Here is a 14,178-nt window from a genome sequence, read left to right as displayed (position 1 = left end):
GTACGCTCTGCTTGACGGGGTGGCGGGCCACGCGGCCCGCCACCCCGTTTGCTGTAGGTATGCGGGTACGAGTACGGGTACGCGAGGAGACGCGACGGACATGACGACGGACGACGCCAACGCCCCTTGGCTGATCGTGGGGCTCGGTAATCCGGGGCCGGATTATGCGGCGAACCGCCACAACGTGGGGTTCATGGTGGCCGATCTGCTCGCCGAGCGCGTGGGCGGGAAGTTCAAGCGGGCGACGAAGGCGCAGGCGCAGGTCGTCGAGGGCCGGATCGGTTCGCCCGGGCCGGCGAGCCGGCGGGTCGTTCTCGCCAAGCCCATGTCGTACATGAATCTGTCGGGCGGTCCGGTGACGGCGCTGCGGGATTTCTACAAGGTTCCGACGGCACGCATCGTTGCGGTCCATGACGAGCTGGACATCGACTACGGCGTTCTGCGGCTGAAGCTGGGCGGCGGGGACAACGGGCACAACGGTCTGAAGTCGATGACGAAGGCGATGGGCGCGGACTATCACCGGGTGCGGTTCGGGATCGGTCGTCCGCCGGGGCGGATGCAGGTCGCCGACTTCGTGCTGAAGGACTTCTCGTCGGCGGAGCGCAAGGAGCTGGATTACTTCGTGGACCGGGCGGCGGACTCGGTGGAGTGTCTGGTGACGGAGGGGCTGGAGCGGGCGCAGAGCGCGTACAACTCCTGACAACCCCGACGAACCACTGGTCAAAGGTTGACCGAGCGCGGTCGATTGCCGAAGGATCGCGCCCCATGAAGCGGAACTCCTCCGGCCGGATGCTCGACCACGGCCGCCGTGTGGCCATGCTCCTGGTCGCCCTGCTGCTGCTCGTCGCCGGAGTCTGGTCGTCCTGGGCCACGGCCCAGCACGTCGTGCTCGCCAAGGGCCGCGAGCACGGCACGCTCACTGTCGCCAGCTGCGGCGAGAAGACCTGCACGGGGCCGTTCGACCCCGAGGGCCCCGACGCCGCACGCAAGGGCATGGTCATCGAGCGGTCGGTCGCCGTCACCAAGGGCGCCACGCTCCAGGTCGTCGTGAAGCCCGGCACCGACGAGGTCGTCCGCACCGGCTGGTCCGGCGCGCTCCACGCCTGGCTCCCCTTCGGCGGCGCGCTCCTCCTGGCTGCCTGCGTCATCGGCGGCGGCCTCCGTATGACCCGCACGGCCTGGGCGACGGCAGCGGCGGGCGGAGCGCTGTTGCTGGGCGCGTTCTTCGCGCTCTGATCCGCCGGGGCCGGTGCCGCACTCCCTTGCCGAAACCGCCCTGCCGACCCGCCCTGGCCCGCTGCCGGAACGGCGCATTCACTGGATCGTTACAAGGGACCATTGGGGCAATTGGCAGCGCTTGGGGCGGATGCGTCACCCCGCGTATTGACGACCCGGCCGAGCCGACAGGAAGCTGAGCCGCCCCCCACTGCATCCCTCTTCTCCCCTGTTGGACTGCCCATGCGCATGCTCACTTCCACCGGCGCGGTGGTGACGGCCGCGGTCTGCTCGCTGCTGCTCGCCCCTTCCGCGCTCGCCACCCCGTCCGGCGACAACGGCACCGTGAAGATCCACGACGCCAAGACCGGCGAAGAACTCCGCAAGAACGAGCCGCACGTCTGCACCTTCTACCTCGACGCCTTCGGATTCGACGCCGGTCAGCAGGTCGACTGGCGTATCGAGGTCTGGGCCCCGACCGCCGGCGTCAAGGGCGAGGAGGTCGAGTCCGGTTCGCTGACGCTCGACGGCTCCGGCCACAGCCGGACCGCGGACCTGTCCCTCCCCGACGGCCACTACAAGCTGTTCTGGAACTTCGACGGCGAGCACGGCAGCGCCAAGCACAAGGTGTTCTGGACCGACTGCGCGTCCGAGGACACCAAGCCGGGCGACAAGCCCGGTGACAAGCCCGGTGACAAGCCGGGCGACGAGCCCTCGGCCGAGCCGTCCACCCCGGTGGACGAGGCGCCCTCCACGCCCGCGGACGACCGGCCCACCCCGGCTCCGTCCGTGAAGGGCGACTCCGGAGACCTCGCCGAGACCGGTTCGAGCGCACCCGTGGGCGCGCTCTCGGCGGTCGCGGCTGCTCTCGTCGCGGGCGGCGGCTACCTGGTGATGCGCCGCCGCAAGGCCCAGCAGCAGCACTGATGGCCGACGGGACTCCTGGCGCGCCCCAGCCGCCCCGGCTGGGGCGAAGCCCTGCCGGGGCGCGGCGGGGAGCCGGGGCGTAGCCCCGGAATTCCTTCGGAGCCCGGGAACACCGCCGGCCGGCGCCTCACGGCGCCGGCCGGCGGTGTTCGAGTGGGGCCGGGTGTCAGCCCGTGTTGCGGAGGCCCGCCGCGACGCCGTTGACCGTCAGGAGCAGGGCTCGTGACAGCAGCGGGTCGGCGGCCTCGCCGCGCTCCGCGGCGGAGCGCTGCCGGGCCAGCAGGGCGACCTGGAGGTAGGAGATCGGGTCCAGGTACGCGTCCCTGATCGCGAAGGTCTGCTGAAGCACCGGGTTGGAGTCGAGCAGCTGCTCACCGCCCGTGACCCGGAGCACCTCACGCACTGTCAGCTCGTGCTCCGCCTCGATGTCGTCGAAGACGTGCTTCAGCTCGTCCGGCACCAGCGTGTCCACGTAGTGCCGGGCGATCCGCAGGTCCGTCTTGGCCAGTGTCATCTCCACGTTCGAGATGAAGTTCCGGAAGAAGTGCCACTGCTCGTACATCTCCTCCAGGACGGAGTCGGGCCCCGCCTCGCGCACGGCGCGCAGTCCGGATCCGACGCCGAACCATCCCGGCACGATCTGCCGTGACTGGGTCCAGCCGAAGACCCACGGGATGGCCCGCAGTCCGTCCAGGCCCGCCCCGCTGTCGGGGCGGCGCGAGGGCCGCGAGCCCAGGTGCAGGTCGGCGAGCTGGTCGACGGGTGTGGAGGCGAAGAAGTACGCGGGCAGGTCGGGGTCCTCCACGAGGCGCCGGTACGCGGAGTGTGCCGCGTCCGAGACCGTGTCCATCGCGGCGTCCCAGCGTGCGAGCGCCTCGTCGGACTGCCGCGGCGCGGTGTGCAGGGCGGATGCCTGCAGTGTGGCGGCGACGGTCAGTTCGAGGTTCTCCCTGGCCAGGGACGGGATCAGGTACTTGTCGGAGATGACCTCGCCCTGCTCGGTCACCTTGATCTCGCCCTCCAGCGTGCCCCAGGGCTGCGCGAGGATCGCGTCGTGCGAAGGGCCGCCGCCGCGGCCGACCGTCCCCCCGCGGCCGTGGAACAGCCTCAGGCGAACTCCGTAGCGGTGAGCGACATCCCTCAGCCTCCGCTGTGCCCGGTGGATCTCCCACTGCGAGGTGGTGATGCCGCCGAACTTGGAGGAGTCGGAGTAGCCGAGCATGACCTCCTGGACGTCGCCGCGCAGCGAGACGAGACGGCGGTACGAGGGGTCGGCGAGCATTCCGTCGAGGATGACGTCCGCGGCCTTCAGCTCGTCGGTGGTCTCCAGCAGCGGCACGATGCCGATCTTCGCCCAGCCGGCGTGCAGATCGATCAGCCCGGCCTCGCGGGCGAGCACGGCGGCCGCGAAGACATCGTCGGCGCCCTGGCACATCGAGATGATGTACGACTCGATGACCTCGGGCCCGAAGCGTTCGAAGGCTTCCTTCACGGTGTGGAAGACGCCGAGGGTCCTGGCTCCGGCGGCGTCCAGCGGCGCGGGCGTCGGGGCGAGCGGCCGCCGCGAGCGGAGTTCCTTGGCGAGCAGCTTCTGCCGGTAGTCGCGGGGCATGTCGGCGTAGCGCCAGGACTCCTCGCCGAGCCGGTCGAAGAGCTGGCCGAGCGCGTGGTGGTGGGCGTCGGCGTGCTCGCGTACGTCCATCGTCGCGAGCTGCAGTCCGAAGGCGGCGAGCGTGCGGATCGTACGGTCGAGGCGGCCGTCGGCGAACAGTCCGCCGCGGTGCTCGCGCAGTGACGTCTGGATCAGTTCCAGGTCGTGGAGGAGCTCGGCCGTGCCGAGGTAGTCGCGGCCGTTCTCGTGGGCCGTGCCCTTGGCGAGGCGCTCGCGCGTGTTGACGAGCTTCTGGCGGATGCAGGTGGCCTTGAGGCGGTACGGCTCTTCTGCGTTGAGGCGCTTGTAGCGGGGGCTGATCTCGGGGAGGCACTCCAGGTCGCTCTGGAGGGAGCCGAGGAGTTCCTCGGTGGCCCCTGCGTACCTGATCGAGTTGGACAGCAGTCCGCGCAGCGAGTCGATGGCTTCCAGGGCGTCGGTGATGCCGTGCTCGTGCTGGAGGATCAGCACCTCACGGGTGACGTCCGGGGTGACGTTGGGGTTGCCGTCGCGGTCGCCGCCGATCCAGGTGCCGAAGGTGAGGGGCCGGGTGCCGGGCGGCAGCTCGACGCCGACGCGCTCCAGCTCGGCGGCGAGGTCCTCCAGGACGTCGCCGACCGCCCCCGCGTGGAGCTCGTCGAGGTAGTAGATGGCGTTGCGGGCCTCGTCCGCCGGCTCGGGGCGTACGACGCGCAGCTCGTCGGTCTGCCAGACGAGGTCGATGTTCTCGGCGAGCCGCAGGTCGTGCCGGCGCCGGTCGCCGGCGATGACCGGGGTCTCCAGCAGCTCGGCGATGCGCCGGAGCTTGTTCAGCACGGACCGGCGTGCGGCCTCGGTGGGGTGCGCCGTGAACACGGGCCGGACGTTCAGGTGCCGGACCGTCTCGCGCAGATGCTCGGGGTCGGCTTCCTTGAGCATGTCGGCGGTGCGGGAGAGCAGTCCGCCCTCGGCGGCGCGGCGCTCGCGCAGCTCGCGTCCGCGGTGCACCTGCTCGGTGACGTTGGCAAGATGGAAATAGGTGGAGAACGCACGTACGAGCTTCGCTGCGGTCTCCAGGTCGGTGTCTCCCAGCAGCGCGGCGGCGGCTTCGCCGTCCGTACGGGTGAGGGCGCGAACGCGTTCGACGAGCTCCAGGAGCTCGGGGCCTTCTTGCCGTACGAGGGTTTCACCCAGGAGATCGCCCAGTCGGCGGATGTCGGAGCGCAGCTCCACGCTGGCGGATGAGGTCTGGTCGGCACTGCTCACAGGTGCGGCTCCTTGCAGTGTTTGAGCACGTCTGGAGGTTTTCTGGAGGCTTGCGGACCGCGCTGTCCGACGACACCCAGGATAGGTGTCCGTTCACGCGCCGTTGTCCACAGCCCTCTTGCCGCGAGGCTTCGCGCTGCCATACTTACGACGCCGTAGGTTACGGATCCGTAGCCTTACGGATCGGACACACCTCTCACCCCACAGGGGACACCCCATGACCACAAGCCCCGATGTGATCGACGACGCCCGGAAGCCGTCACCATCCGACCTGCCCTCCGCCACGCTCGGCGGCGACAAGAAGCGTTCGATCGAGCAGATCGCCCTGCTGCTGTTCATCACGGTGCCCTTCCTCGCCCTGCTCGCGGCGGTGCCGCTGGCCTGGGGCTGGGGCGTGAGCTGGCTCGACCTCGGCCTGATGGTGGCGATGTACTTCATCGGTTGCCATGGCATCACGATCGGTTTCCACCGCTATTTCACGCATGGCTCCTTCAAGGCGAAGCGTCCGCTGCGGATCGCGCTCGCGGTCATGGGTTCGCTGGCCGTGGAGGGCCCGCTGGTCCGCTGGGTGGCGGATCACCGCAAGCATCACAAGTTCTCGGACGCCGAGGGTGACCCGCATTCGCCGTGGCGCTTCGGCGAGACGGTCCCGGCGCTGATGAAGGGCCTGTGGTGGGCGCACATCGGCTGGCTGTTCGACGAGGAGCAGACGCCGCAGCACAAGTACGCGCCGGATCTGATCAAGGACCCGGCGATCCGGGCGGTCTCCCGCCAGTTCGTCTACTGGACGATCGTCTCGCTGGCGATCCCGCCGCTGGTCGGCGGTCTGGTGACGATGTCCTGGTGGGGCGCGTTCACGGCGTTCTTCTGGGGCTCGCTGGTCCGGGTCGCGCTGCTGCACCACGTCACATGGTCGATCAACTCGATCTGCCACGCCGTGGGCAAGCGCCCCTTCAAGTCGCGTGACCGCTCGGGCAACGTGTGGTGGCTGGCGGTGCTGTCGTGCGGCGAGTCCTGGCACAACCTGCACCACGCGGACCCGACGAGCGCGCGGCACGGCGTGATGCGTGGGCAGATCGACTCCAGCGCCCGGCTGATCCGCTGGTTCGAGCTGGCGGGCTGGGCGTACGACGTGCGCTGGCCGAGCGCGGACCGGATCGACGCCCGGCGCAGGACGGAGGCCGCGGAGGCGGCATGATTGAGGACGTGGCGATCGACGGCAGTAGCAGCAGCGACAGGCCCCGGCGTGGGCGCAGGGTCCGGATGACCGGGGCGGAGCGCCGCCAGCAACTGCTCGACATCGGCCGCACGCTCTTCGCCGAGAAAGGCTTCGAGGGCACGTCGGTGGAGGAGATCGCGGCGAAGGCCGGGGTCTCCAAGCCGGTGGTGTACGAGCACTTCGGCGGCAAGGAAGGTCTGTACGCGGTCGTGGTGGACCGGGAGATGCGTCAGCTCCTCGACATGGTGACCGGGGCCCTGACCGCGGGTCATCCGCGTGAGCTGCTGGAGCAGGCTGCGTTCGCCCTGCTCGACTACATCGAGACGTACACGGACGGGTTCCGCATCCTGGTCCGTGACTCGCCGGTCGCCCAGTCCACGGGCACGTTCGCTTCGCTGATCAGCGATATCGCCACGCAGGTCGAGGACATCCTGGGCCTGGAGTTCAAGGCCCGCGGCTTCGATCCGAAGCTGGCTCCGCTGTACGCGCAGGCACTGGTGGGGATGGTCGCGCTGACCGGCCAGTGGTGGCTGGACGCCCGCAAGCCGAAGAAGGCGGAGGTCGCGGCGCATCTGGTGAATCTTGCGTGGCACGGCCTGGACGGTCTGGAGCCGAAGCCGCGGCTGATAGGGCACCGCAAGAGCTGAGCCCGCGGGCACGCATGACCCGGTCGGCGGTCGGTCCGGTCGCCGCGACGAGACGGACCGGTCGCCGACCGGTCGGTTAGGCCGTGTTTGAGAACTAGCGCCGTCCGCCCGTAGGGCGGGGCTCGCGGCGTCCGGTGCCTGCAATCGCAAGGCGGTGGGGCACCTCCCAGGCGCAGCTCTGGGGGAGATCATCCTCGTACTGGACGTACGTGGATGACTCCGACAACGCAGCGTGGGGGCACCTCCCGTGCCCGAAGGGCTACGGGGGAGTGCGTGCCAGGCGTCGCGAGCCAGGCGGGAGTTCTCAAACACGGCCTAAACCGATCATGGCGCCGACTCGGGGTCGGGCTCCAGGAACTCCAGCCGGTTGCCGACCGGGTCCTCGGAGAAGAAGCGCCGGTGGCCCGGGAGGTCGTGGTCCCGGACGACCTCGGCCCCGTGGGATGCGAGGCGGTCGGCATACGCCTCGATGCCGCTGACACGCAGGCCGGGATGGGCCTTCTTCGCGGGGCGGAAGTCACTCTGGATGCCGACGTGGAGCTGCACGGCCCCGGCCGTGAACCAGCAGCCGCCGTTGGCGGCGAGGGCCGGGGGCTTGGGGATCTCGGTCATGCCGAGGGCGTCGGCGTAGTAGGCGCGCAGGGTGGCCTCCGAGCCCGGTGGCGCGGCGAGCTGGACGTGGTCGAGTGCGGTCAGCACCTGTTTCCCCCTCTGCCTCTACAGCGGTTTGCGGGCCACGGCGAAGATGCGGCGGAACGGGAACACCGTGCCGTGCGGCCCGGGCGGATAGGCCTTGCGGAGCAGATCGCGGTACTGGCTGAGGAATTCCTCGGTGGCCTCGCCGTCCCTTTCGAGGGCGGTGAGGACCGGGCGGAGCGCGGTGCCCTTCACCCAGTCGAGGACGGGGTCCTCGCCGGTGAGCAGCTGGAGGTACGTCGTTTCCCAGGTGTCCGTCACACAGCCGAGGTCGGCGAGACGCAGGAGGTAGTCGGCGGGTTCCAGGACGTGGACGAAACGGCGGCCCTGGCCGCTCAGACGGTCGCGCCACTGCGGGGTGTCGCACAGTTCGCCGAGCAGCGCGTGGCTGGGTGAGGCGAAGTTGCCGGGGACCTGGAAGGCGAAGGTGCCGCCGGGTGCCAGGCCGTCGATCCAGGTGGAGAAGGATTCGGGGTGGTTGGGCACCCATTGAAGTGCCGCGTTGGAGACGATGAGGTCGTACGGCTCGTCCGGTGTCCAGTGCGCGGCGTCGGCAGGACGGAAATCGAGCCAGCCGCCGCCCGAGGTGGTGCCCGCGTACTCCTTGTCGGCGAGGGCGAGCATTTCGGGTGAGAGGTCGAATCCGGTGATACGGGCGTCCGGCCAGCGGTCGGCCAGCAGGATGGTGACGTTGCCCGGCCCGCAGCCGATGTCGGCGATCCGGGCCGGCCGTCCTCCTTGAGGCAGATCCGGTATTCGGGCGAGTAGATCCAGGAACGGACGGGTGCGATGGCCTGAGTGCCGGAGGTACTGCTGTGGATCCCAGGTTGGAACGGAATGCATGCTCGAGCCCCCTTGCTGGAACGTTTTCCGGAACCGGAACAGGGTTCCGGCCCGACCATGCCCAATAGTCCAGCGAAATATATCTTGACGTCAAGAGACTTCACGTCGACAGACCATTTACACTGATCGTCATGGAGGACGAGGTCGATCGACTGGTTGCTGCGTGGCGCCGCGAGCGCCCCGACCTCGACGTGGAACCACTCGAGGTGCTCAGCCGCGTCTCGAGGCTGGCGCGGCATCTCGACCGCGCGCGTCGGCTCGCGTTCTCCGAGCACAATCTGGAGCCCTGGGAATTCGACGTACTGACGTCGCTGCGGCGCGCGGGCGCGCCCTACCAGCTGTCCCCCGGCCAGCTCCTCACCCAGACCCTGGTCACCTCGGGCACGATGACCAACCGCATCGACAGGCTCACGAAGAAGGGTCTGGTCGAGCGGCTGCCCGATCCGAGCGACCGGCGCGGGGTGTTGGTGCGGCTCACTTCCGAAGGCCGCGACCGCGCCGATCAGGCGCTCGCCGGGCTGCTCGCCCAGGAGCGCGCCATCCTCTCGGAGCTCTCCCGGGCCCAGCGTAATGAACTGGCCGGACTGCTACGCCAGTTGACCGCCCCGTTCGACAACATCCCCGGCTGAGGACCTGCCGAGCTCGGCAGGTCCGACGCCGGCCCGGCGCGCCAGCGCCACCGCGGCGAGGGTGGAGTGCACGCCCAGCTTGCCCAGCACGTTCTGCATATGCGTGCGGACCGTGTGCGGGGAGAGGAAGAGGCGCTCGGCGACCGCCTTGCGGCCGAGGCCTGCCACCATGCAGCGCAGCACCTCGCGCTCGCGCGGGGTGAGCGACTCGACGAGCCGCTCGCTCTCGGTGCGGTGCTTGCGCGCGGCGGTCAGCTCCCGCAGAACGCCGGTGAGCAGCGCGGGCGGCAGATGTGTCTCGTCGCGCAGCACCCCGCGGATCACCGTGAGCAGCCGCTGCAGCGAGCAGTCCTTGGCCACCCAGCCCGAGGCGCCCGCCTGGAGCGAGAGCGCGGCGCGGCGCGGGTCGTCCTTCTCGGCGAGGACGACCGTGCGGACCGCGGGCCGGGCCGAACGGACCCCGGCCACCAGGGAGATGCCGTCGACGAAGCCGTCCCCGTTGTCGGGGACCGCGCGGGCGACGACCGGGGCCGCCGGCCCCACCGCCGCGCCCAGATCGGCGTCGATGAGCATGACGTCGAACTTGCGGCCGTCGGCCGCCGCGCGCTCGAGGCAGCGCAGTGCTGCCGGGCCACTGCCCGCCGCGGCGACCTCCACGTCCGGCTCGGCGGCGAGCGCCGCGGCGAGGGACTCGGCGAAGATCCGGTGGTCGTCCACCACGAGAACCCGGATACGAACCACAGACACCCCCAGGCTGCGTTTTCCGGCGGAGGTCATGAAGCACGGGTACGGCGCCCGGGAATGGTGGTACGCAATCCCACGGCCGCCGCCGTGCTTGACTGCTACCCCGCCCCGGGCGTCGTACCCGACTGTCTCGCCCCCTGAACAGCACCGGCCCCCACCGGTGCTGTGCATCAGAGTAAGGCCGGGGGCCGGGAGCGGAAGGATATTTGCAGAACTGGTTGGCCAGGGTGTTTAGGGTGTGCCCCATGTTTCGATTTGAGACAGAAGTCGACAAGGAACGCCGCACTCTGCTCGGCGAGCGGCTGGAGGCCACGAACGCACGACGCTCCCCGGCGATGCGCGCCCTGACCGGTACCCCGCACGACGACGAAGTCCCGCTGCAGGTCTGGGTGCTGGACGAGACGACGGGTGAGCTGGCGGCGGGCCTGACGGGCCGTACCTGGGCCCGCTGGCTCCATGTCGACCTGCTCTGGGTCGACGACCCCCACCGCGGCGCGGGCCTCGGCTCCCAGCTCCTCACCGCGGCGGAACGTGAGGCGCGCATCGGCCGCGGCTGCGCGTACGCGCGCCTGGAGACCTGGGACTTCCAGGCGCCCGCGTTCTACAAGAAACACGGGTACGAGATCGTCGGCCGGGTCCCCGACTACCCACCGGGCGTCACCGAATACCTTCTGACGAAGAGGCTCGGCTGAGGTGCGAGGGCCTCACCGCCCGTGCGCGGAACGCACTGAACAAGCACAGCCTTCTGACGAAGAGGCTCGGCTGAGGTGCGAGGGCGTCACCGCCCGTGCGCAGAGCGCACTGAACAAGCACAGCATCCTGACGAAGAGGCTCGGCTGAGGTGCGAGGGCGTCACCGCCCGTGCGCAGAGCGCACTGAACAAGCACAGCCTTCTGACGAAGAGGCTCGGCTGAGGTGCGAGGGCGTCACCGCCCGTGCGCGGAACGCACTGAACAAGCACAGCATCCTGCTGAAGAAGCCGGGCTGATGCTCAGCCGACCCGGTACGCCCCGGCCGAAGGGACCGCCGGGAAGATGCGCGGGGTGGTGTGGCCCGCGGCCGCGAAGGCTTCGTGGACCGCCTTGGTCACCGTGTCCGCGTCCGCCGATTCGACCAGGACGATCGCCGAGCCGCCGAAGCCGCCGCCGGTCATGCGGGCTCCCAGCGCGCCCGCCGCGACCGCTGTGGAGACGGCCAGGTCCAACTCCGGGCAGGAGACCTCCAGATCGTCCCGCAGCGAGGCGTGGCCCTCGGTGAGGACCGGGCCGACCGCGCGGATGTCGCCCGCGTCGAGGAGCGCGATCGTCCGCTCGACCCGGTGGTTGTCGGTGACGACATGGCGGACGTACCGGCGAACCGTTGCGTTGTTCAAACGCGCGAGGGCGTCGAGCAGTTGCACGTACGGGACTTCGCGCAGCGTGCGCACGCCCAGCGCCCGCGCACCCTCCTCGCACCCCGCGCGCCGCTGCGCATACGCGCCGTCGTCGAGCGCGTGCTTCACGCGTGTGTCGACGACCAGCAGCCCCAGACCGTGCGCGGCGAGGTCGAAGGGGACCTGGCGGCAGCTCAGATCACGGGTGTCGAGGTGGAGGGCGTGGCCGTCGGTGCAGCAGGCCGAGGCCATCTGGTCCATGATCCCGCAGGGGACGCCGACGAACGCGTTCTCGGCGCGCTGAGCCAGTCGCGCGAGCTCCTCGCGGCGCAGGCCGAGCCCGTACAGCTCGTTCAGGGCCAGCGCGGTGACGACCTCCAGGGCCGCCGAGGAGGACAGTCCCGCGCCCGTCGGCACGGTCGAGGCGAGGTGGATGTCGGCACCGGTGACCGGGTGCCCGGCCTCCCGCAGCGCCCAGACCACCCCCGCCGGGTACGCCGACCAGCCGGAGCAGGAGCCCGGTACGAGACCGGAGACCGACAGCTCGGTCACGCCCTGGGTGACGTCCGCCGAGTGGACGCGGAGCACCCCGTCCGTGCGGCGGGCGACCGCCGCGACCGCCGTGTGGGGCAGCGCGAGCGGCATCACGAAGCCGTCGTTGAAGTCGGTGTACTCGCCGATCAGATTGACCCGGCCCGGCGCCGCCCAGACGCCCTCGGGGGCGTACCCGTACAGCTTCGTGAACTGCCCGGCGACGCTCACCTCTCCGTCGCCCTGTCCGTCGCCCTCTCCCGCGCGAACGCCCACGCGTCGGCCACGATGCCCGCGAGGTCCGCCCGCGTCGGGGTCCAGCCCAGCCGCTCCTGGGCAGCAGCGGCGGAGGCGACCAGCACGGCCGGGTCGCCGCCGCGGCGGGCGGCGGCGACCTCGGGGACCGGATGCCCGGTGACCTTGCGGACGGTCTCGATGACCTCGCGGACGGAGAAGCCGTTGCCGTTGCCGAGGTTGCAGATCAGATGCTCGCCGGGGACGACCTTGTCCATGGCGAGCAGATGCGCCTCCGCCAGGTCGGCGACGTGGATGTAGTCGCGTACACAGGTGCCGTCCGGGGTCGGGTAGTCGTCGCCGAAGACGGAGATCGCCTCGCGCCTGCCGAGGGCGACCTGGAGCACGAGCGGGATGAGGTGCGATTCGGGGTCGTGGCGCTCACCGGAGCTGCCGTACGCGCCCGCCACGTTGAAGTAGCGCAGCGAGGCCGCGGCCAGACCGTGCGCGGCGCACTCGCCGCTGATCATGTGGTCGACGGCGAGCTTCGAGGCCCCGTACGGGCTGGTCGGCGCGGTCGGGTCGGTCTCCCTGATCGGGGTGGAGACGGGCTCTCCGTAGGTCGCCGCGGTGGACGAGAAGACCAGTCTGCGGACCCCGGCGGAACGCATCGCGGCGAGCAGCGCCGTCGTGCCGCCGACGTTGTTGACCCAGTACTTCTCGGGATCCACGACCGACTCGCCGACCTGCGAGAACGCGGCGAAGTGCAGGACTCCGTCGTACGAGGAGTCCAGCCATCGGGCAGCGTCCTGGATCCGGCCCTCGATGAACTCGGCGCCCGCCGGGACGCCCTCGCGGAAGCCCGTGGACAGATCGTCGAGCACGGTCACCTCGTGCCCCGCCTCCAGCAGATGCGCGGCCACCACGCTGCCGACGTATCCGGCCCCGCCCGTCACCAGATACTTCCGGGTTCCGGGGGTCGCCCCCCGGTGAAGCGCAGTGCTCACGCGCTCGCCACCTCTCGCAGTCGCTGGGCCGCGGCCTCCGGCGGCACATCGTTGATGAACACGTTCATGCCGGACTCGGAACCGGCGAGGAACTTCAGCTTGCCGGAAGTGCGGCGCACGGTGAAAAGCTCGAGGTGCAGCGCGAACTCCTCGCGCGACACGTCACCGAACGGCGCCTGGTGCCAGGCGGCGATGTACGGCGTCGGCTGCTGGTCCGTGCCGAAGATCCGGTCGAAGCGCCTCAACAATTCCAGATAGACCTGTGGGAACTCTGTGCGCGCCGCCTCGTCCAGTGCCCGCAGGTCCGGCACCCGGCGCCGCGGGTAGAGGTGTACCTCGTAAGGCCAGTGGGCGGCGTAGGGCACGAACGCGACCCAGTGTTCGCCCTTCAGGACCACCCGGACGGAGTCGGCGATTTCACGCTCGACGGTGTCGTCGAAGAGATTGCGGCCGGTGGCGGCGAGGTGCTCGGCGACCGAGCGCTGCATGAGGGCGGTGCGGGGAGTGACGAAGGGGTACGCGTAGATCTGCCCGTGCGGATGGCCGAGCGTCACTCCGATCTCGGCGCCCCGGTTCTCGAAGCAGAACACCTGCCGGACCTGGGGAAGTCCGGCGAGCTCGGCGGTGCGGTCGGTCCAGGCGTCCAGGACCAGCGCGGCCTGCTGTTCGGTGAGGCCGGCGAAGGACGCGTCGTGGTCGGGGGTGAAGCAGACGACTTCGCAGCGGCCGGAGTCCCCGGCGAGGGAGGGGAAGCGGTTCTCGAAGACGACGACGTCGTAGTCGCTTTCCGGGATCTCGCTGAGCCTGCCGTCCCGGGAGGGGCAGAGGGGGCATTCGTCGGCGGGCGGGTGGTACGTACGGCCCTGGCGGTGGGAGGCGATCGCGACGGCGTCGCCGAGCAGCGGGTCGTGGCGGATCTCGGAGGTGGTGGCGGTGGCGTCCAGCGGCCGGAGGTCGACGGCGTCGCGGACGACGTCGTCGCGGGAGTCGTAGTAGAGCAGCTCTCGGCCGTCTGCGAGCCTGGTCACCGTCTTCTTCACGCGGAGCGCCTCCATGACTCCCACCCACCCAACATAACCGAACACAACAAACCATGAGCCAACAGAGACGTCAACTGCGGTGTGAGTGAACGCGTTGGATTCGGATGGTCGGACTTGGAGGGTGTCGTGTGACTCCGGCCGGGCCCGGAGCGAGCCTGATCCACACCCGGCGCCGGCG

At 70.2% G+C, this 14,178-nt stretch carries 14 protein-coding genes; 7 read left to right on the top strand and 7 right to left on the bottom strand.

The features are described 5' to 3' along the window. The first annotated feature begins 100 nt into the window (after nucleotides 1–100). The 3 genes from pth (at nucleotide 101) to ACZ6ZQ_RS05515 (ending at nucleotide 2,142) form a co-directional block, all read left to right on the top strand. Nucleotides 101–700, top strand: coding sequence for an aminoacyl-tRNA hydrolase (gene pth, locus ACZ6ZQ_RS05525; protein ID WP_469767237.1), 600 nt, complete (start codon nucleotides 101–103; stop codon nucleotides 698–700). A 65-nt stretch (nucleotides 701–765) separates the two neighbouring features. Continuing rightward, nucleotides 766–1,236: a hypothetical protein gene (locus ACZ6ZQ_RS05520; RefSeq protein ID WP_469767236.1), complete on the top strand. Its 471-nt coding sequence runs from the start codon at nucleotides 766–768 to the stop codon at nucleotides 1,234–1,236. A gap of 222 nt (nucleotides 1,237–1,458) precedes the next feature. Further along, the gene (locus ACZ6ZQ_RS05515) at nucleotides 1,459–2,142 is read left to right on the top strand and encodes an LPXTG cell wall anchor domain-containing protein (protein WP_469767235.1); all 684 of its coding nucleotides are present in this window, start codon (nucleotides 1,459–1,461) and stop codon (nucleotides 2,140–2,142) included. 166 nt (nucleotides 2,143–2,308) lie between these two features. Here ACZ6ZQ_RS05515 and ppc read toward each other — a convergent pair whose 3' ends face one another. After that, nucleotides 2,309–5,038: a phosphoenolpyruvate carboxylase gene (gene ppc / locus ACZ6ZQ_RS05510; RefSeq protein WP_469767234.1), complete on the bottom strand. Its 2,730-nt coding sequence runs from the start codon at nucleotides 5,036–5,038 to the stop codon at nucleotides 2,309–2,311. Nucleotides 5,039–5,255: 217 nt separating this feature from the next. Here ppc and ACZ6ZQ_RS05505 point away from each other — a divergent pair, with 217 nt between their 5' ends. Together ACZ6ZQ_RS05505 and ACZ6ZQ_RS05500 are read left to right on the top strand one after the other, a co-directional pair. Beyond that, on the top strand, nucleotides 5,256–6,236 hold the full coding sequence (locus ACZ6ZQ_RS05505) for an acyl-CoA desaturase (RefSeq protein ID WP_469767233.1): 981 nt from the start codon (nucleotides 5,256–5,258) through the stop codon (nucleotides 6,234–6,236). Then, entirely contained in the window at nucleotides 6,233–6,904 is a 672-nt protein-coding gene (locus ACZ6ZQ_RS05500; protein WP_469767232.1) for a TetR/AcrR family transcriptional regulator, read from the top strand. The genes ACZ6ZQ_RS05505 and ACZ6ZQ_RS05500 overlap by 4 nt, the downstream gene beginning before the upstream one ends. Before the next feature lie 324 nt (nucleotides 6,905–7,228). Here the strand turns inward: ACZ6ZQ_RS05500 and ACZ6ZQ_RS05495 are convergent, their stop codons facing one another. Together ACZ6ZQ_RS05495 and ACZ6ZQ_RS05490 are read right to left on the bottom strand one after the other, a co-directional pair. Further along, nucleotides 7,229–7,603: a VOC family protein gene (locus ACZ6ZQ_RS05495; RefSeq protein WP_469767231.1), complete on the bottom strand. Its 375-nt coding sequence runs from the start codon at nucleotides 7,601–7,603 to the stop codon at nucleotides 7,229–7,231. 18 nt (nucleotides 7,604–7,621) lie between these two features. After that, nucleotides 7,622–8,443 (bottom strand): trans-aconitate 2-methyltransferase, encoded by an 822-nt coding sequence (locus ACZ6ZQ_RS05490; protein WP_469767230.1) that lies wholly within the window; start codon nucleotides 8,441–8,443, stop codon nucleotides 7,622–7,624. A gap of 131 nt (nucleotides 8,444–8,574) precedes the next feature. On the opposite strand from ACZ6ZQ_RS05490, the gene tamR reads away from it, so the two are divergent. Next, nucleotides 8,575–9,072, top strand: coding sequence for a MarR family transcriptional regulator TamR (gene tamR / locus ACZ6ZQ_RS05485; RefSeq protein ID WP_469767229.1), 498 nt, complete (start codon nucleotides 8,575–8,577; stop codon nucleotides 9,070–9,072). Here the strand turns inward: tamR and ACZ6ZQ_RS05480 are convergent. After that, nucleotides 9,031–9,849 carry a LuxR C-terminal-related transcriptional regulator gene (locus ACZ6ZQ_RS05480; RefSeq protein WP_469767228.1) on the bottom strand — a complete coding sequence of 273 codons (819 nt, stop codon included), beginning with the start codon at nucleotides 9,847–9,849 and terminating at the stop codon, nucleotides 9,031–9,033. The two genes, tamR and ACZ6ZQ_RS05480, sit on opposite strands and share 42 nt — an antisense overlap. Nucleotides 9,850–10,061: 212 nt before the next feature. Between ACZ6ZQ_RS05480 and ACZ6ZQ_RS05475 the strand changes: the two genes are divergently transcribed. Further along, nucleotides 10,062–10,508, top strand: a complete 447-nt coding sequence (locus tag ACZ6ZQ_RS05475; RefSeq protein ID WP_469767227.1) for a GNAT family N-acetyltransferase — start codon at nucleotides 10,062–10,064, stop codon at nucleotides 10,506–10,508. Nucleotides 10,509–10,807: 299 nt separating this feature from the next. Here ACZ6ZQ_RS05475 and galK read toward each other — a convergent pair whose 3' ends face one another. The 3 genes from galK to galT are packed head-to-tail and all read right to left on the bottom strand — an operon-like array spanning nucleotide 10,808 to nucleotide 14,000. Next, complete coding sequence (galK, locus tag ACZ6ZQ_RS05470) at nucleotides 10,808–11,950, bottom strand: galactokinase (protein WP_469767329.1); 1,143 nt, start codon at nucleotides 11,948–11,950, stop codon at nucleotides 10,808–10,810. Continuing rightward, complete coding sequence (gene galE, locus ACZ6ZQ_RS05465) at nucleotides 11,947–12,960, bottom strand: UDP-glucose 4-epimerase GalE (protein WP_469767226.1); 1,014 nt, start codon at nucleotides 12,958–12,960, stop codon at nucleotides 11,947–11,949. The genes galK and galE overlap by 4 nt, the downstream gene beginning before the upstream one ends. Continuing rightward, nucleotides 12,957–14,000: a galactose-1-phosphate uridylyltransferase gene (gene galT / locus ACZ6ZQ_RS05460; protein WP_469767328.1), complete on the bottom strand. Its 1,044-nt coding sequence runs from the start codon at nucleotides 13,998–14,000 to the stop codon at nucleotides 12,957–12,959. Before galT ends, galE begins: the two co-directional genes overlap by 4 nt. Nucleotides 14,001–14,178: the final 178 nt, after the last annotated feature.

This window comes from Streptomyces sp. NPDC053673 (assembly GCF_055585225.1).
Note: the sequence above shows the minus strand (reverse complement) of the source record. Positions and strands in the feature narration are given on the sequence as shown.